Consider the following 18222-nt stretch of genomic DNA (forward strand, 5'->3'; position numbering starts at 1 on the left):
TAGTTAAATTTTATTCATAAAAAAACCTGCGATAAACACAGGTTTTGATGATGATAAAAGAACTTATTTCTGTAAGTTCTTTTTGTCTAGACTTGGATCTTTGATTTCTACATATGCATTTGCACGCACTTCGCGTAACCAGCTATCGATTTCAGTATTAAATTGGCGTTCACCTAAAATTTGACGTGCCATACGCTCTTGATATTCATGAGTCATATCTTTTTCACGTTTTTCAGTTACTTGTAGGATATGCCAACCGAATTGAGTCTGGAATGGTTCGCTGATTTCACCTACAGGAATTTCCTGCATTTTCTTATCAAATTCAGGTACCATCATGCCAGGAGTTACCCAACCTAAGCTACCGCCATCACGCGCTGAACCTGTATCATTAGAGTAGGTAGCTGCAAGTGTTGCAAAATCATCGCCAGCTTTTAAGCGTTTATAGATATTGTCAATAATTTGCTTCGCATTTTCAAGGCTGACCACTTCAGATGATTGAATGAGAATGTGGCGAGTTTGAAATTGAGGTACTAAAGCTTTTTGTTCATTTTGTTTGCGTTCAATAAGCTTTAAAACATGTACACCATCACGTACTGAAATTAAGTCAGTTGTTTGGCCGTCTTGTAATGGGGTAATACGTGCTGCAAGTTCAGCAGGAATGTCTGAAAGTGGACGGAATCCCATGTCAGCACCATCAACTTTTACATTTGCAGTCGAAAGTTTTTTCAATGCGTTTATATCATTACTTTGTGCAAGCTTTGAACGTACTTCTTGAGCCACAGATTGAACTTCCTGTGGATTATCACCAGCAATACGCATATGAATTACATGTGCTTGATTGCCTAAAGCAGCTTGACCCTGAGGTGATTTTAAGAAGTTTTCTACATCTTGATCACTAATTTTAATACGAGACATGACTTGTTGTTGACGCAAACGACTAATTGCTAAATCTTCAGCGATTCGACCGCGTAAACTTTCATAAGTCCCTGGTGCCATAGCATCTAGCTTTTGCTGGAAGGCTTCTAAGCTCTTAGTTCCAGATTGACTTGCTACTTTTAATACGGCTTCATTTAAGCTTTTTTCATCAGGTTTGATACCATATTTTTTAACTTGCTCAAGTTGTGCCTGACGCAAGATTAATTGATCTAACACCTGAAATTGTAAATATTGCTGAGGTGGAACCTCTTTTTTTTGTGCTTGTAGTTCGTGAGCGGCTTCAGCCATCCCTTGTTGAAGATCGCTTTTTAAAATTACGCTATTGTCCACAATTGCCACAACTTCATCAGCGGGTTGGGCAAAACTATGCATTGATGAAGAGATTAGGGCAGCAAGGGTAGTTGCTTTAAAAAACTGTTTAAGATGCTTTGTCTTCATTAACGTTGTGTCCAAGATTGATTAATTTTGTTAAAACCTAAAACGCGATTTTCAAGTAAAGACGCGAGTTTATTATTTAACCCGCCTAAACCTTTTAGTGTAATTTCGGCCATAATGGCACGTTTTTCACTAACATCTGAAGTTTTTGGATCATCTAGATCGTTATAATATGAGCGACCATAGACTGAAATGCCCCAGCAACATGACTCATAGTTAACCCCTAGTAAAATCTCGCGGGCAACATCGTTATCCATGTCGTATTGTACGTGGCCCATAATACGCCAATTATCTTTAACTGGTTGTATAAACGATGCAACAACCTGATCGTAAGTAGCTTGACGTCCTTCAATGTTTTTGCGATAGAAATAACCTAAGTTATAAAGATTTCCTTTATCTCCAGTATAATAAACCTGAAAATCGCGCTGAGCATTATCACCATTCGACATCCATGCTGAGTTAGCAGCAATCGTGAAATTTTGGTTTAACTGGCTTGATATGCTAACGACCGGACCAGTGTTACTTTCAGTATCAATTTCATCTTGTTGTGGCGTCAAAGTGACACGACGGTCTTCAAAATAATAACTTTGACCAACACTTGCACGTAAACGCTCTAAGCCTACTGTATCAAAAAGACTATAGCTTACGCCAAGTGATAGAAAGTTGTTGTCTTCAAGACGGTCATGTCCGTAGAAGCGGTAAGGGTTAAATAATTGATCGTAACTTACTGATGCTGAAGTTGAGTCAAAATTTGGATAATTGTCTTGGTTTTTGTATGGAGCATATGCATAAAATGCACGAGGGGTAAGTGTTTGTAGGTACTTGCCCTCACGTTCAAAATTCAGTCCAGTGTCCAATGTGAATTGAGGTACAACGACTGATTTATTTTCAGAACCACCAGGATTATTTAACTGAGTGTCTTTGTCATAGAATGTTTGAATAGAACGTACTGAAACTTCAGGTATTACAAATGCTGCTGGTGTGCGGTAGTTGTAGCGTGTTGCAAACTGGTTGTAGATACGTGTACCACTACTTTCCTGAGCAGAATCATCATTAATTGATTTCTTAAAATAAGCAGTATCGTTATTGAATTCGTATTGTAAGCCTAATGGATTACCAGTAACGTAATTTAATAAGAATTGTGGCAAGCGTGCATATGGTTTTTTTGCATCTTCAACTTCAGGATCAAGTGTCTGGAAATCTTCGACTTTAAGCTGTGCTTTTAAACCCGGAATACCATGTTGGTAGTTAAGTTCCCATGCTCTACGTAAGTTTAGGTCTGTTTTAGAGTTAGGACTGCTATCTAAATCTGAAAAATAGTCTTTATCTGAAGCGTAGTTATATTCGAGATTAGTTGACCATTGATCGTTGATATCCCAGTTATGTAAGAAATGGAAATCTTTACGATCTTTATCATCGTATTCTTTGTCAGATGGCAACATGCCACCCCACATTTCACCCGCACCAAAACCATCGGTTAAGTATCGAAAGTCACCTTTTAGCATTGCACCACGGTCTGCTAAATAACGCGGAGTCAGTGTCAGATCATAATTAGGTGCAAGGTTTAAATAAACTGGAACAGAAAGCTCAATACCACCATCGTTTGAGAAACCAAACTGTGGGTTGAGAATACCTGTAGTTCGGCGATCATCAATCGGGAAGTTAAAGTAAGGAACTGCTAGAACAGGAACGTCTTTAACATACAGTTTTGTTCCGCGAGTTACACCACGCCCAGTTTCCTGATTTAACTCGATTTTATTTGCCTGAATTTTCCAACCCGGTTTTTGGCCTGGTGGACAAGTCGTATAGGTTGCATCGTTAAGAACCATGACATTTGGCGATGTTCTTTCGATTTTCCCTGCATGACCATGGGCATGTTGTTGTTCAGAAATATAAAAACTATTTTCTAAATTACCAGTCTGGTTTTTTAGGTTGTAATTAATTTCGTCACTCTGTGAAAGTAATCCGCCTTGAGCGAGTTGTACTCGGCCTTGTGCATGTGCAAAGGTTTGGGTCTTATCAATCGTAACCTTGTCAGCACGAACCGTGCGTCCTTCCTGATCAATAACGACGTCGCCTTCTAAAACAGAGTCACCGGCAGGATTATAATGTCCATAATTTGCCGTAACGACAGAAGTCGTTTTGTCGGCATCTAGTGCTTTGGTATTCGGGTTAATCGGTGTAACCCATGTACCCTGGCAAAATGCCGAGCTTAAATATTTATTGTCACGAAGCTGTGCCTCAGGTGCCGATTTATCAACATAATACTGTTGAAAGAATTCTTGACCTGGGTAGGCTTCTTTGATGCTCGCTTTAAGTTGATTATTGTCTATATTGGAGACAACATCAGCTGACTCAGCATAACTTGATTGTATGGAGCCACATAAGAGCGTAAAAATAGCTGTCGCTAAAGGATTAAATTTAAACTGATGCTTCATTGTCTCATTAACCAAGTATGCTAATTCACAATTAATTATTGTCGCATCATAGAGAAAAAGTTTATAAGTGGCTACACTTAACCCTTCAAAAATCTCAGCTTGTTTTAGATTTTATTGCAAATGAATACACAACGTGAACAATTGATATATACATGGCTTACATCTGTTCTTGAAAATGATCAATTTAAGATCGCTTTTTTGGCAGGTGATGCAAGCTTCCGCCGTTATGCGCGTATCCAGTTACAAAATAAAACGTATATGCTCATGGATGCCCCTCCAGAAAAAGAAGACTGTGTTCCGTTTGTGACCATTGACGAATTTTTTGCAGGCCATGGTGTACGCGTCCCTCAGATCGTCGCGAAAGATTTAGCTCAGGGTTTTCTGTTATTAGAAGATTTTGGTGATGTGCTGTTGTCGACATTATTAAATGATGAAACAGTCGATAAGTATTATGAACAAAGCTTTAAACAGCTGATTCATTTGCAGTCTGTGAATGGTCAGGAGCAATTTCCAGCATACTCCTATGAGAAATTGTTAACTGAAATGAAGCTGTTGACTGATTGGATGCTGCCATCTTTGCAGATTATTCCGAGTGTGGAACAGCAACTGGTGATTGATGATGCTTTCGATGTGTTAGCAAAAACTGCATTGGCTCAGCCGCAAGTGATTGTACATCGTGATTTTCACAGTCGTAATTTGATGAAGATTGCAAATGAACCAGAGCTTGGGGTTATTGATTTTCAGGATGCCGTGATTGGTGCGGATACTTATGACCTAATTTCGATTACTCGCGATGCTTATGTTCAGTGGAATGCAGAGCGTGTTTACCAATGGTTTAGAGTCTTTTATGACTTATTACCTGAGTCTGCGAAATTGAACCGTAGTTTTGAACAGTTCAAACGTGATGCAGATTTAATGGCTATTCAGCGTCATATTAAAATTTTGGGCATCTTTGTGCGTCTGTTTGAGCGCGATGGTAAATCAGGTTATTTAAAAGATTTACCACGTGTAATGTGGTATTTGATCGAAGAAAGCCGTGGTTATGCTGAACTTGATGAGTTTATGTTATTCATAAATGACATAGTTATGCCGAAGTTTATCGAGAAATATGGTAACTATGAGGTAGCAGCATAATGAAAGCAATGATTCTTGCTGCTGGCTTGGGTAATCGTATGCGTCCACTCACGCTATATACACCAAAGCCTCTGCTTGAGGTAGGTGGTAAACCGCTTATTGTGTGGCATATTGAAAAACTTAAAAAAATTGGTGTGACTGAAATAGTCATCAATTCTGCATGGTTGGCCGACAAGCTCATCAGTAGCTTAGGGGATGGTTCCCAATTTGGCGTGGATATCCGTTGGACACGAGAGGATGAGGGTCTAGAAACAGCCGGTGGAATTATTAATGCTTTGCCACTGCTTGGAACAGATCCATTTATTCTGGTGAATGGAGATGTATGGACCACAATGGATTTTGAAGCCCTACGCCATATTAAGTTAAATGATGATTTAGCACATCTTGTGTTGGTTGATAATCCTAAACAGCATCCTGAAGGCGACTTTACATTATTCGATGGACGCACTTTTACATTCGATCAAGATGTGATGGGTGAGAACCTCACTTTTAGTGGTGTGTCTGTTATCCATCCTAAGCTTTTTGATGGATTGGAACCTGGTAAGCGTCCTTTAGCTCCACTGTTGAAGCAAGCCATGCACAATCAAAAAATATCTGGTGAAAAGCTTAAAGGTGCATGGGTGGATGTGGGAACGCCTAAGCGTTTAATGGAGCTAGATTTGCAAATTCGTGAAGGCTTCTACGATTAACTGTGTAATCCCTAATCGTTAACTAGTGTTCCACGATGCATAAATGGGTATACTTTGTTTTAAATTTTACTTAGATGTTATCTGTTTATGCATCCGTTTTTTCAAGAGTTACAACAGGGTAGTCAAAAATTAGGTTTATCGCTTAGCGATGAAGCTTTGGCATTATTGTTAAAGTATCAAGATGCTTTGGTACTTTGGAATAAAGCATATAATCTGACAGCAATTCGTGATCCGAAAGAAATGTTAGTGAAGCATTTGTTGGATAGTCTAAGTATTTTAAATGACTTACCTGAAGGTAGACTGCTTGATGTGGGTACAGGTGGTGGTATGCCTGGCATGATTATTGCTCTTTGTCAGCCACAACGCCAATGTGTTCTTTTAGATTCTAATGGTAAAAAAATTCGTTTTTTGAAGCAATTTATTGCTGATCTTAAATTGAGTAACGTTGTGGCAGTACAAACACGGGTTGAGAATCAAGATACAATTGATGAGCTTGGCCAGTTTGACGTCATAACAAGTCGAGCTTTTGCTTCTTTAACGGACTTTGTAGATGCGGCTCAGCCATACCTTCATCAGAGCAGTATAATCGCAGCGATGAAAGGTGTAGTGCCAGTTGATGAAATTGAGCAGCTCAAGCAGGACTTTTCATGTAAAGTGATTGAACTGCGCGTACCAAGACTTGATGAACAACGTCATTTACTTTTACTTCAACGTATCTAAATAAAAAGTATTAAGGTTACCATGGCTCAAATTATTGCGATTGCAAACCAAAAGGGTGGTGTTGGTAAAACAACGACTGCAGTAAATCTTGCAGCGTCTCTAGCTGTATTAAAAAAACGTGTATTACTTGTAGATATGGACTCACAAGGTAATGCTACGATGGGGTCTGGTATTCAAAAGAACGATCTTTTGTATTCAATTACAGATGTTCTTCTTGGCGAAGTTCCAATTGAAACAGCCATTCAAAAAGCAGAAGTTGGATATAAAGTTCTAGGCTCTAATCGTGAGCTTTCAGGTGTAGAGCTCGCTATCGCAGAGCAAGAAGGTCGTGAATTCATTCTAAAGAATGCTTTGAATGAAATCAGAAACTCATTTGACTATATCATTGTGGATTGTGCTCCAAGCTTGAGCTTGATTACTGTCAATGCTTTGGCAGCTGTAGATAGTGTAATTATTCCAATGCAATGCGAATATTATGCGCTAGAGGGTTTGGCTGATTTAACTCAGACCATTGATCGTATTCAAAAAGCACTCAATCCTGATTTAGAGATTATTGGTGTACTGCGTACGATGTACGATGCACGAAATGCTTTAACACGTGATGTATCTGCAGAACTAGAGCAATATTTCGGCAAAAAACTTTATGATACTGTTGTTCCACGAAATGTTCGCTTAGCAGAAGCACCAGCACATGGTTTACCTGTTATCTATTTCGAAAAAAGTTCTAAAGGTGCAGTTGCATACTTAAATCTTGCGGCTGAGATGTTAAAGAGAAGTAAAGTGAAGAAAGGAAGTAAAGTATGAGCATCAAAAAACGCGGATTGGCTAAAGGACGTGGTTTAGATGCATTACTTGGTTCAATTCAAAAAGAAAAACTACAACTTGAAGCACAGGCGTTAGACCACGGACAGTTAAAACAAGTTGATGTGAATTTACTAAAACGTGGTGAATATCAACCACGTCGTTTTATTCATGAGCATGATTTACAAGAGTTGGCATCGTCTATTGAAAAACATGGGGTGATGCAGCCTATTGTAATCCGTCCAGTTGATGATGAAGCTCATCCATTTGAAATCATTGCGGGTGAACGTCGTTGGCGTGCAGCACAAATTGCGGGCTTAACTGAAATTCCAGCAATTGTTCGTGATTTAAATGATCAGGTTGCAATTGCATTGGCGTTAATTGAAAACATTCAGCGCCAAGATTTAAATCCAATTGATCAAGCAATAGCTCTACAGCGCTTTCATGATGAATTTGGTCTAAGTCATCAGGAAATTGCTGACACGGTAGGGAAAGCACGTACTACTGTGAGTAATTTATTGCGATTATTGAGTTTGGCTGATGATATTAAAGACTTCATGCAGCAAGGCCAGCTTGATATGGGGCATGCTCGAGCAATTTTGACATTAAAAGGTAAAGATCAATTAGAAGTTGCTAAAATTGTAATTGAGAAAGGATTGTCAGTTCGTCAAACAGAGCAATTGGTGCGTGATAGAAGTGAGCCTAAGCAGGAGAAAGAAAAAGCGCCTGTAGCACCAGATATTGAGCAATTGACACAAAAACTATCAGAGCGTTTTGGCGCTAATGTAAAAATTGATCATAACCAAAAAGGTAAGGGTAAACTTGTTATTCATTATCATACCTTGGATGAGTTAGATGGCATTTTAAATATTTGTTTGCCAGAATAATTTGCAGTTGGGTCATGTATTTCTAATTTTATATTCTTGGGGAAGAACATATGTGGGAACTTGTGAGAGCGGGTGGCTGGTTGATGCTGCCTTTAATTCTATGCTCGATTTTAACTGTTGCGATCAGTATTGAACGTTTTGTTCGGTTAAGACGTTCACAAGTTCTACCCGAAGCATTAAGCGGTAAGGGCTCTTTAAGAGCTGAAGATATCGTGGAAAGTTTAGAGCAAAATGTAGAAGCGCAAAGTAGCGCATTGGGACACATTTTAAAAGCAGGTTTTGAGCATCGTGAGCATGGTGAGCAATTTGCTCGTGCGCAAATGGAAGTAGCAGCTTCTCAAGAAATTTCTTATTTGGAAAAAAATATTAATTTTTTGGGTACTCTAAGTGCCGTAGCGCCGCTGCTAGGGTTGCTTGGTACTGTAGTGGGAATTATTGAGTCATTTCTTGTTATTGATTTTGGATCGGCTGGTAGTCCAAGTTTAATGATCCCTGGTATCTCTAAAGCACTCATTACCACAGCTGTGGGAATGTTAATTGCGATTCCTGCTTTAATTGCTTATCGCTACTTTCAAAGAGTAGTGCAAGATTATATTGCCGAATTAGAACAGCAATCGACCTTATTTCATGCCTCATTGTTCTATAAGCGTTCTTCGTCTGTAGCTGAACACCGCCGTGTTGGTTAGGAGGTGAAAGCCAGATGAAATTTAAACGTTCTCAGGTTGAAGACATTCATATCAATTTAACGCCTATGATTGATTGTTTGTTGTTCATTTTGGTTTTTTTATTGCTGTCGACCACTTTTAATCAGCCAAGTCGCATCAATCTAACATTGCCAGATGCACAAGGTGTTCCACCAAAACAGTACGATCATAAAATTGAAGTCGTGGTAGACTCTGCTGGTCATTATGCTGTGAATGGTCAAGCACTTTCATCTAAAGAGGTTGCTGATCTGAGTACTGCGATTAAGCAAGTTGCTCAAGAGCACCGTGATTTTATGTTCATCATTGCTGCGGATGCCAAAGCATCTCATCAGGATGTAATTCGCGTTATGGATGTGGCAGGACAACTCGGTTTTGTTAACATCAATATTAGTACCAAAGTTCCTTCTAGAGGTTTTTCTGAGTGAATCAAGATTTTAAGGTTTATACGCGTCTCATAGCCTATTTAAAACCTTATTGGGGCGTGGCCTTATTAGTACTTATCGGGTTCGGTATTAACTCAGCAACAGAAGTTTCCGTTGCTAAATTGATTAAATTTATTATTGATGCAATCCAAAATAACAGTAGAGCAGATTTGGATTGGTTCCCATTATTAATTGTTTTATTAGTATTTTTTCGCGGCTTAGGCCTATTTATGGGCGGCTACTATACTGCGGTGATTTCACGCAGTTTGGTTTTTAGTATTCGTCAGGAAGTTTATGCGAAACTTTTAAAACTCCCAGCACAATATTACTTGGATAATTCATCTGGTCATATTACTGCCAAAATTATGTATAACGTTGAACAGCTTACGGCTGCTTCTTCTGAGTCATTGAGAACCATCGTTAGGGATGGGATGATTACTCTCGGATTATTAGGCTACCTGTTTTATACCAATTGGCGTCTTACTTTATGTATTTTTGTATTTTTACCTGTAATTGGGGTCTTAGTACGTAAAGCTTCGAAACGAATGCGTAAACTTTCATTACAGGTACAAGATACTATGGGTGATGTGAACCACGTCGTCCAAGAAAGTATTAATGGTAATGCTGTAGTAAAAAGTTTTGCTGGTGAGGAATATGAACAAAAACGTTTCTATAAGTCATCGGAAGAGAACTTAAAACGCGGCTTAAAAATGGTAATTGTACAAAACCTGAATAGTCCGGTTGTTCAGGTGGTAATGGCTTGTGCAATGGCTCTTATTGTATGGTTAGCTTTAAGGCCTCAGATTTTGGGTAGTACAAGTGCTGGTGAATTTGTAGCTTACCTTACAGCAGCTGGCCTGTTAGCAAAACCAGTTAAAAGTTTGACTGATGTTAATGAAAAGTTACAACGTGGTTTAGCAGCAGCTTATTCTGTTTTTGAATTGCTAGATTTACCTGAAGAACAGAATAGTGGTCAACTGAAACCTAAATTAAATGGGGCAATTCGTTTTGATCATGTGACATTGAATTATGCTGATGGCGTAGCAGCTATTAAGGATTTTTCTTTAGATATCCGTCCAGGTCAAACTGTGGCATTGGTTGGTCGTTCAGGGGCGGGTAAAAGTTCATTAGTCAATATGTTGGTACGCTTTCAAGAAGTATCGAGTGGGCAAATTTATTTAGATGATTTGCCAATTAATGATATTGAACTTTCTTGTCTGCGCACGCAAATTGCAATGGTAAATCAACAAGTTATATTGTTTAACCGTACAGTTCGTGAAAATATCGCATATGGTCAGTTGGAAGGTGCATCAGATGAAGAAATTTATGCAGCGGCAAAAGCAGCATATGCACATGACTTCATTATGAATTTACCAAACGGTTATGACACTGTTTTAGGTGCACAAGGCCTAAACCTATCAGGTGGTCAGCGTCAGCGAATTGCAATTGCTCGAGCAATTTTAAAGAATGCTCCAATTCTAATTTTAGATGAAGCTACGAGTGCTCTCGACAACGAATCTGAACATTTTATTCAGCAAGCATTTGATGAAGCGATGCAAGACCGTACAACAATCGTTATTGCACACCGGTTGTCAACAATTGAAAATGCTGATCGTATTGTAGTGATGGATCAAGGGGAAATTGTTGAGCAAGGTACTCATCAAGAACTTCTTGAAAAACATGGTGCTTATTATCAATTACATCAGCGTAATTTTGAGGATAACTAAGCATGTCATTGGCCCAGCTGATCCAGAATGCATGGAATAAGCAATCGAGTTGGTTGATTGCTTTACGTCCATTATCTTGTTTGTATCGTGCTGGGTTTCTATTAAATCGTAATTTTTATACTGCGGGTTTAAAGAAAGTCTATAAAGCCCCTGTACCTGTCATGGTGATTGGCAATATTACGGTGGGTGGCAGCGGAAAAACTCCATTATTAATACAACTGGTGAATTATCTACAACAGCATAATGTAAAAGTTGGGGTAATTAGTCGGGGGTATGGTGGTACTGGTCCTTTTCCAATGTTGGTTACTTCGGGTGCTCAAGCAACTCAGGTCGGAGATGAGCCTGCATTAATTGTTCAATCGACGAGTGTACCAATGGCGGTGGGTCCTAATAGGCAGGCTGCAATAGAGCTCTTGATTGCATCAACACCACTAGATTTAATTATTAGTGATGATGGCTTACAGCATTGGGCATTGGGGCGACAAATCGAGTGGATTGTACTCGACCAGAATCGTGGCTTAGGAAATAAAAAACTATTGCCTGAAGGATATTTAAGAGAGCCAGTTGAGCGTTTAGAAACTGGAACAGTAATTGAACATGCGTATAAACCAACTACAGAATTAAATATGCATCTTGAGACTGGACAGCCATATTTACTCACTCCTTCGTCAAGGGCCGAGCACAGCTTTAATCCTCAAAGTAACTATCATGCTGTAGTGGGTATTGGCTTTCCACAGCGTTTTTATCAAACACTTAAAGATTTAGGCCTGAAACAATTTCAAGAGCATGCATTTCGTGACCATCATGATTACTCAATCAATGATTTAATTTTTAATGATGAATTGCCACTTATTACAACTGAAAAAGATGCAGTTAAATTATTGCCATTGCTTGAAAAAAATCCGGAATTTAAACAGCCTATTTGGGTTGTTCCTGTTAAAGCTATCCTGTCTATAGAGTGTTATCAGGTCTTAAAGCAGCAACTGCAGCAACTTGATATCCAATTATCTTAGGAAGAAAAAATGAAACACATCGTCATTCCAGCACGCTTCTCAAGTTCGCGTTTGCCAGGTAAACCATTGTTGCTTATTCATGACCGTCCTATGATTTTGCGTGTTGTGGATCAAGCAAAAAAAGTCGAGGGCTTTGATGATCTATGTGTGGCAACAGATGATGAGCGTATTGCTGAGATTTGCCGTGCAGATGGTGTGGACGTTGTGCTTACGAGTCCTGATCATCCGTCAGGAACAGACCGATTAAGCGAAGTTGCTCGTATTAAGGGGTGGGCAGCAGATGATATTATTGTGAATGTTCAGGGGGATGAACCTTTATTACCAGCCCAACTTGTTCAACAAGTTGCAAAACTCTTGGTTGATAAACCAAATTGTTCAATGTCTACATTGTGTGAGTCTATTCATACCTTAGATGAATTTCAGCGTGATAGCATTGTAAAAGTAGTCATGTCTAAGCAAAATGAAGCATTGTATTTTAGCCGGGCAACCATTCCGTACGACCGTGATGGGGCTGTGCAGGCAGAGCAAAGTTTACATACTGAAGCATTTCGCCATTTAGGTTTATATGCCTATCGAGTGAACTTATTACAAGAATATGTGACTTGGGATATGGGTAAGCTTGAAAAGTTAGAAAGTCTTGAACAATTACGTGTTTTAGAAAATGGACATCGTATTGCGATTGCTGTCGCTCAAGCAAATTTACCTCCTGGTGTAGACACTCAAGCTGATCTTGATCGCTTAAATAAAATGCCTGTCGAATCTTTTGAATAAGCGTTAATTTTTAATGAATCCGAATGTAACCTCAAAGGTTTATCCTTGGCAAAAAACAACATGGGATACCTTAACAACAAGGTTTCCCAATATTGGACATGGCCTATTATTTTATGGCAAGCAAGGCTGTGGGAAACATGCTTTTGCTAAGCATTTTTTGGCATGGGTGCTTTGTCTTAATAAGCAGCCTCATGGTGCTTGTGGTGAGTGTAGCAGCTGTCAATGGTTAAAATCAGACACTCATCCCAATTATGTCCACATCACAACAGATGAAGAAAATAAAAAGCAGAATGCAAAAATAAAAATCGAAAAGATCCGAGATTTACTGCCTTTCGTGCAACAAACGGGAGAAGGCTGGCGCGTTATTCTTATTGAGCCTGCTGAAGCTCTTAACTTAGCATCATCGAATGCGCTACTAAAGACTTTAGAAGAACCCGGTGAGCGTGTTGTTTTAATTTTATTGGCTGATCACTACCTTAAATTACCAGCCACTATTCGTAGCCGATTGCAGCATTTTGCTTTAGATCGTATTTCATATGAACAGGCTACTTCATATTTGGATGAGCATTTATCTGAACTTGCAGAAGTAAAACCTGATTTATTACTTGGCCTATCTAATGATATGCCTTTGCAAGCAATAGAAATTGCAAAAAGTGATTGGTTTGCTAAACGACAGATTTTCTTAAATGACTGGCTAAAAATTGTAGCTCAAAAAAATATGCCTCTATTTTTCTCAGGAAAATGGCAAAAAGAATTAAGTTTTAATGATTTTATTGTACTTTTTGAATATTTGTTGGGAGATTTAATTTGTGTCAAGCTAAATCAGCCACAAAAAAATACTGATTTAGATTTTGATCAATTAAGTCCATATTATGATTTAGAAAGCTTATTTAATATTTATAGTGAAGTACAACAAGCAAAAAAGCTTGTTGAGCAAAATGTACAAAGTCAACTTATTATAGATCAATTGTTTATAACGTTAATGAATATTTAAGGGGAAGATTATGCAACCGCAAATGGGGGGGATTATTCAGGTAAATATTCCTGATAGAGCTACTTTGCAAGCAAGCTATATGGGATATGTGCAAGGTGGAGGCCTATTTGTACCATCAAAACAAAAGGTAAAGATGGGGCAAGAAATTTTCATTTTAGCTACTTTGCCTGAGCAGTCTCAAAAAATTCCTCTCACAGGTAAGGTGATTTGGATATCGCACAAGCAAAGTGGTTTTAAACCTCAAGGTTTTGCTATTCAATTAAGTGGAGATAAGGGAATTTACTATAAAGCTGAGGCAGAAAGAGTTTTGGCTGGTAGTATGTCTCTAGATCGTCCAAGTTATACCATGTAATCAAATAGGATAGAAAAGTGTTTGTTGATACGCATTGCCATTTAACGATGTTAGATTTAACGCCTTATAACGGTGATCTGGACCTTGCGCTCGCTGCAGCGCGAGCAGAAGGAGTGTCTAAGTTTATGGCAATTTCCGTTGATCTTGATGACCATATTGCACTAGCAGAAATTGCAAATAGGCATGAAGACGTTGGTTATACGGTAGGTGTGCATCCTTGTGAAGATGTAGATACGATGGCACGTGCAACGACCGAGCACTTGATTGAATTAGCTCAGTCGGAAAAAGTATGGGCTCTAGGTGAAACTGGACTGGATTATTATCACAGTACAGATTTTGTTGAAGAGCAAAAGGCATGTTTTGCAAGACATATCCAAGCTTCGAAAATTGTAAAAAAACCAGTCGTCGTTCATACGCGTTCAGCAAAGCATGATACGGTAGATATTATCCGTGCTGAACATTCCACGCATGGAATTTTGCACTGTTTTACCGAAGATTGGGAAACAGCTAAGGCTGTACTGGATTGCGGTTATTACATTTCTTTTTCAGGTATTGTGTCATTTAAAAATGCACAAGACTTGCGTGATGTAGCTAAACAAGTTCCGCTAGATCGACTTTTAATTGAAACAGATAGTCCTTATTTAGCACCTGTTCCATACCGCGGTAAAACAAATGAACCAAAATATGTGCCTTATGTAGCCAAAGCACTCAGTGATGTATATGATAAATCGGTTGAGGAAATTGCAATGATCACCTCACAAAATTTTGAGAACTTGCTAAAAGCGATTTAGGTTATAGAAACTATATAAGAGAGTAATTGCGTGAAGATGGATCGTCAGGCTCAGTTCCGAGCAAGAGAAGTATTAATATTTCAGGTTGCGGAGCAATTATTGCTAGAAAATGGCGAAGCCGGAATGACACTTGATGTCTTGGCTGCTGAGCTTGATTTAGCAAAAGGAACTTTGTACAAACACTTTCAAAGTAAAGATGAATTGTACATGCTATTGATTATTCGTAATGAACGTATGTTACTAGAAATGGTTCAAGATACTGAAAAGGCCTTTCCAGAACACTTAGCCTTTTTCATGTTGCATCATTTACATCATCCTGAGCGGACAGTTTTATTTCATCAAATTGAGGAAAAACTTTCGATTACAGCTCAAGGTGTGCATCACCTTTTTAATGAACTTTATCAGGTGCGTAAACAGCGATTACGAATTATCATTCGCATGACAGATCACTATTTAGAATCTATTCAAAGCAATATGACAACTCGAGATTATCTGGCATCTATTTGGTCATTAACCCATGGTGCAGCAGCTATTCTTAACTCAAGTTTTTACCAACGGTATTTAGGTTCAAGGGACACGTTAAGAGTGGCTTATATTGATCAGGCATTAGCCTTACCTAAACAAGCTGTTGAACAATATGCTTAATAGGTCGATATGAAATCTCCATCACCATCTAAATCACAAAAAGGTTTTACCCTCATTGAAGTGATGGTGGTGATTGTTATTATGACGATTATGACCTCCCTTGTTGTACTTAATATAGGTGGGGTTGACCAAAAGAAAGCGATGCAAGCAAGAGAGTTGTTTTTGCTTGATGCACATAAAATTGGTAAAGAGTCACTTGACCAGTCTCGTGTTTTAGCCCTATCTACTATGAGTGAAACTGATGTTTCTCCATTTTCTTATGAGCTGTATGAATACAACGATCAGAGTAAACTACAGGTCCAAGATTTAAAAAACCGTTGGCAGAAATACCCAGAATTTACTACGCGCCAATTGCCTAAACATGTATCGTTTACAGTACAACCTCTAGATGGTCAAACCTATTCAAAAGCTACGAATACAGATTTAATTGGCGGGCAAGCTCCGCAGTTAATCTGGTTTGGAAATGGTGAAGCTAAAACAGTTAAAATACAGTTTTACTTTGAACAAAAACCAATTGGTTCAGAAATACAGATTGATCATTTGGGTAAAATAAATGAAATCTAAAGGCTTTACTCTATTAGAGGTAATGGTAGCTTTGGCAATTTTTGCGGTAGCTGCCGTCGCGTTAACTAAAGTGGCTATGCAATATACCCAATCTACTTCAAATGCAATTCTTAGAACAAAAGCTCAGTTTGTGGCTATGAATGAAGTAGCCTTAATGGAGATAAATCAAGAATGGCTTCAAGGCACTCAAAGTAAGCAGGTTACTTCTCAAGGGGAAACTTGGCAGATTGATAAATCAGCTGAATCTACAGTCAGCCCGAATGTTCAGAAAGTAGATTTGCAAATTAGCTTATATGATTCTGATAAAGGAAAAGTTCAAAATGGTATTACCCATTTGGTGTTTTTTAATTATCCAATGAAAGCAAAATAATGATAAAAAATAAATATTTTCGCTCTCGAAGCACAGCTTCCCATCTTGCAGCACGATCGGAGCAGATGATGAGGGGTTACTCCGAGCAAAGCTCTTCGTCTTGCGCTCAGACAAAGCGTTGCTTTAAAGACTCTCACACTCGAAACACAGTTTCTCATCTTGCGACACGATCGAGCAGTGCTCGATTAACTCGTGTCTCAGGATTTACTTTAGTTGAGCTTTTAGTCGCAATTGCAATTTTTGCTGTTTTATCTTTGTTAGGTTGGAAGATTTTTGATTATTTATTAAAAGTCCGTGATCGTAATGCTCAACATGAAGTGCAGCTATTTGAATTACAAGATGCGTATCAACAAGTTTTGCGAGATACATTACAAATTATACCTTTATCGGCAAATCAAGGGGGGCAGCTTCATCCAGCTTTAGAGCTTGATAACCAAGTACTCTATTTTAGTAAGGCTGGTGTTACTGATCCTTTAAAACAAGGGTTATCACCTTTTGAGCGTATTGAATATCGATATGATCCTGATCAAAAAAAGCTTTATCGTCTTAAATATAGCAATTTAAATACTTCAAACAGAGAGCAACCTTTATCTAGCACTTTGTTGAGTCAAGTTGAACAGTTTCAAATTATGGTGCTCACGCCACAAGAAGTGACAAAGTGGCCAGAAATTAATATTGATCCCACAAAACCAGAAGAGTTTAGAAAACTGCCGAAAGGAATAAAAATACAACTCACAGTTGCTGGGGTAAGTTATGAGTGGATTTATAGCTTAAACCAAGGGAATTTATCGCTCTCCAAACAAGGAGGAGCATAATGTTGCACTATAAAAAGAGCCAGCAAGGTGTAGCTTTGCTCACAATTTTAATTATGGTTGCATTGGCTACAATTTTAGCTGCCTCTATTGCAAAGCATCAAACCAATACGATGGAAAACACTGGCTATTTAATGCGTCAAAATCAGTCATTATTATATGCCAAAAGTGCAGAAGCTTTTTTTTCTGAGTTATTAATTCAAGATGCAAACAATGCAGGTGGCGTTGATCATTTAAAGGAAACATGGGCACAGCCAATGCCACCTTTTCCCATAGAAGATGGAGCTGTATCAGGGCGTTTACTAGATGAGTCAGGCAAATTTAACTTAAACAATTTAACGACCAATGAAGGTAAGGTAGATAAAGCTGCCAAAAGCTGGTTTGAGCGCTTACTTGTACGTGTAGGCTTGCCAGCAGAGTTAAGTCAAGCAGTTATCGATTGGCAAGATCCAGATGAAGAACCATCTGGACCTATGGGAGCAGAAAGTAGCTATTATGAAGGCCTTGATCCTAGCTATTTAGCTTCAAACGCTAAATTTCATCGCATTGAAGAGTTGAAATTAGTAAGAGGTTTTGACGGCAAGAAATATGATTTAATTGCCCCTTATATTTCGGCATTACCCGAGAATACAAAAGTGAATATTAATACTGCTTCACCATTAGTCTTAGCGAGTATTGATGAAAAATTAGATATAGGGGCGGTAGAAAAAGAGCTTCAAATGCGCCAACAAAATTTAAAATTCTTTCAAAATGTTGATGAATTATGGCAATTGAATGCTTTTTCAACAGTCGATACTCAAAAGAGAACTGAGGTGAATAGCCTGTTAGATGTAAAGTCGAGTTTTTTTCAAGCACAAATTGAGGTAGTGCTTAATAATAGAAAAAGACAATTTACAAGTGCACTCATGCGTAATGATAAGCAGGTTTATGTTTATTCTAGAAATATGTCACCATTTAACTAGTTGAAAAATTGTAATTTATTTGTTTGGGGCATGTCGTTGAAAAGTCGTTTTTATG

At 38.5% G+C, this 18222-nt stretch carries 20 protein-coding genes; 18 read left to right on the forward strand and 2 right to left on the reverse strand.

Annotated elements, in window-relative coordinates; translation table 11 throughout:
• Nucleotides 1–63 precede the first annotated feature (63 nt).
• Together MKL38_RS02145 and MKL38_RS02150 are read right to left on the reverse strand one after the other, a co-directional pair.
• Nucleotides 64–1374, reverse strand: coding sequence for a peptidylprolyl isomerase (locus tag MKL38_RS02145; RefSeq protein ID WP_270902353.1), 1311 nt, complete (start codon nucleotides 1372–1374; stop codon nucleotides 64–66).
• Complete coding sequence (locus tag MKL38_RS02150) at nucleotides 1374–3809, reverse strand: LPS-assembly protein LptD (RefSeq protein ID WP_132070119.1); 2436 nt, start codon at nucleotides 3807–3809, stop codon at nucleotides 1374–1376. Before MKL38_RS02150 ends, MKL38_RS02145 begins: the two co-directional genes overlap by 1 nt.
• A 120-nt stretch (nucleotides 3810–3929) precedes the next feature.
• On the opposite strand from MKL38_RS02150, the gene MKL38_RS02155 reads away from it, so the two are divergent.
• The 18 genes from MKL38_RS02155 (at nucleotide 3930) to gspK (ending at nucleotide 18167) form a co-directional block, all read left to right on the forward strand.
• Nucleotides 3930–4943 carry an aminoglycoside phosphotransferase family protein gene (locus MKL38_RS02155; protein ID WP_270902354.1) on the forward strand — a complete coding sequence of 338 codons (1014 nt, stop codon included), beginning with the start codon at nucleotides 3930–3932 and terminating at the stop codon, nucleotides 4941–4943.
• Nucleotides 4943–5632 carry an N-acetylmuramate alpha-1-phosphate uridylyltransferase MurU gene (gene murU / locus MKL38_RS02160; protein ID WP_270902355.1) on the forward strand — a complete coding sequence of 230 codons (690 nt, stop codon included), beginning with the start codon at nucleotides 4943–4945 and terminating at the stop codon, nucleotides 5630–5632. Before MKL38_RS02155 ends, murU begins: the two co-directional genes overlap by 1 nt.
• An 87-nt stretch (nucleotides 5633–5719) precedes the next feature.
• Entirely contained in the window at nucleotides 5720–6352 is a 633-nt protein-coding gene (gene rsmG / locus MKL38_RS02165; RefSeq protein ID WP_005041118.1) for a 16S rRNA (guanine(527)-N(7))-methyltransferase RsmG, read from the forward strand.
• 21 nt (nucleotides 6353–6373) lie between these two features.
• On the forward strand, nucleotides 6374–7156 hold the full coding sequence (locus tag MKL38_RS02170) for a ParA family protein (RefSeq protein ID WP_003651453.1): 783 nt from the start codon (nucleotides 6374–6376) through the stop codon (nucleotides 7154–7156).
• Nucleotides 7153–8040 (forward strand): ParB/RepB/Spo0J family partition protein, encoded by an 888-nt coding sequence (locus tag MKL38_RS02175; RefSeq protein ID WP_016138313.1) that lies wholly within the window; start codon nucleotides 7153–7155, stop codon nucleotides 8038–8040. The genes MKL38_RS02170 and MKL38_RS02175 overlap by 4 nt, the downstream gene beginning before the upstream one ends.
• A gap of 50 nt (nucleotides 8041–8090) precedes the next feature.
• Nucleotides 8091–8726 (forward strand): MotA/TolQ/ExbB proton channel family protein, encoded by a 636-nt coding sequence (locus MKL38_RS02180; RefSeq protein ID WP_005041113.1) that lies wholly within the window; start codon nucleotides 8091–8093, stop codon nucleotides 8724–8726.
• Nucleotides 8727–8740: 14 nt separating this feature from the next.
• A complete protein-coding gene (locus MKL38_RS02185) occupies nucleotides 8741–9169 on the forward strand; it encodes an ExbD/TolR family protein (protein ID WP_004642621.1) in 429 nt (142 codons plus the stop codon).
• The gene (gene msbA, locus MKL38_RS02190) at nucleotides 9166–10893 is read left to right on the forward strand and encodes a lipid A export permease/ATP-binding protein MsbA (RefSeq protein ID WP_270902356.1); all 1728 of its coding nucleotides are present in this window, start codon (nucleotides 9166–9168) and stop codon (nucleotides 10891–10893) included. Before MKL38_RS02185 ends, msbA begins: the two co-directional genes overlap by 4 nt.
• Before the next feature lie 2 nt (nucleotides 10894–10895).
• Nucleotides 10896–11906 carry a tetraacyldisaccharide 4'-kinase gene (lpxK, locus tag MKL38_RS02195; protein ID WP_270902357.1) on the forward strand — a complete coding sequence of 337 codons (1011 nt, stop codon included), beginning with the start codon at nucleotides 10896–10898 and terminating at the stop codon, nucleotides 11904–11906.
• 9 nt (nucleotides 11907–11915) lie between these two features.
• A complete protein-coding gene (gene kdsB / locus MKL38_RS02200) occupies nucleotides 11916–12677 on the forward strand; it encodes a 3-deoxy-manno-octulosonate cytidylyltransferase (RefSeq protein WP_270902358.1) in 762 nt (253 codons plus the stop codon).
• Nucleotides 12678–12690: 13 nt separating this feature from the next.
• Nucleotides 12691–13671: a DNA polymerase III subunit delta' gene (locus MKL38_RS02205; protein WP_270902359.1), complete on the forward strand. Its 981-nt coding sequence runs from the start codon at nucleotides 12691–12693 to the stop codon at nucleotides 13669–13671.
• A 10-nt stretch (nucleotides 13672–13681) separates the two neighbouring features.
• A complete protein-coding gene (locus MKL38_RS02210) occupies nucleotides 13682–14023 on the forward strand; it encodes a PilZ domain-containing protein (protein ID WP_003651467.1) in 342 nt (113 codons plus the stop codon).
• Nucleotides 14024–14040: 17 nt separating this feature from the next.
• Nucleotides 14041–14814 carry a TatD family hydrolase gene (locus tag MKL38_RS02215; protein ID WP_005041098.1) on the forward strand — a complete coding sequence of 258 codons (774 nt, stop codon included), beginning with the start codon at nucleotides 14041–14043 and terminating at the stop codon, nucleotides 14812–14814.
• 36 nt (nucleotides 14815–14850) lie between these two features.
• Complete coding sequence (locus tag MKL38_RS02220; protein WP_005041096.1) at nucleotides 14851–15459, forward strand: TetR/AcrR family transcriptional regulator; 609 nt, start codon at nucleotides 14851–14853, stop codon at nucleotides 15457–15459.
• 9 nt (nucleotides 15460–15468) lie between these two features.
• Nucleotides 15469–16023 (forward strand): type II secretion system protein, encoded by a 555-nt coding sequence (locus MKL38_RS02225; RefSeq protein ID WP_270902360.1) that lies wholly within the window; start codon nucleotides 15469–15471, stop codon nucleotides 16021–16023.
• Complete coding sequence (gene gspI, locus MKL38_RS02230; RefSeq protein WP_004792732.1) at nucleotides 16013–16393, forward strand: type II secretion system minor pseudopilin GspI; 381 nt, start codon at nucleotides 16013–16015, stop codon at nucleotides 16391–16393. The genes MKL38_RS02225 and gspI overlap by 11 nt, the downstream gene beginning before the upstream one ends.
• Nucleotides 16393–17208, forward strand: coding sequence for a type II secretion system minor pseudopilin GspJ (gene gspJ, locus MKL38_RS02235; protein ID WP_270902361.1), 816 nt, complete (start codon nucleotides 16393–16395; stop codon nucleotides 17206–17208). The genes gspI and gspJ overlap by 1 nt, the downstream gene beginning before the upstream one ends.
• Nucleotides 17208–18167, forward strand: coding sequence for a type II secretion system minor pseudopilin GspK (gene gspK / locus MKL38_RS02240; protein WP_270902362.1), 960 nt, complete (start codon nucleotides 17208–17210; stop codon nucleotides 18165–18167). The genes gspJ and gspK overlap by 1 nt, the downstream gene beginning before the upstream one ends.
• Nucleotides 18168–18222: the final 55 nt, after the last annotated feature.

The organism is Acinetobacter sp. AOR14_HL (assembly GCF_027855175.1).
GTDB classification, from domain to species: Bacteria; Pseudomonadota; Gammaproteobacteria; order Pseudomonadales; family Moraxellaceae; genus Acinetobacter; species Acinetobacter calcoaceticus.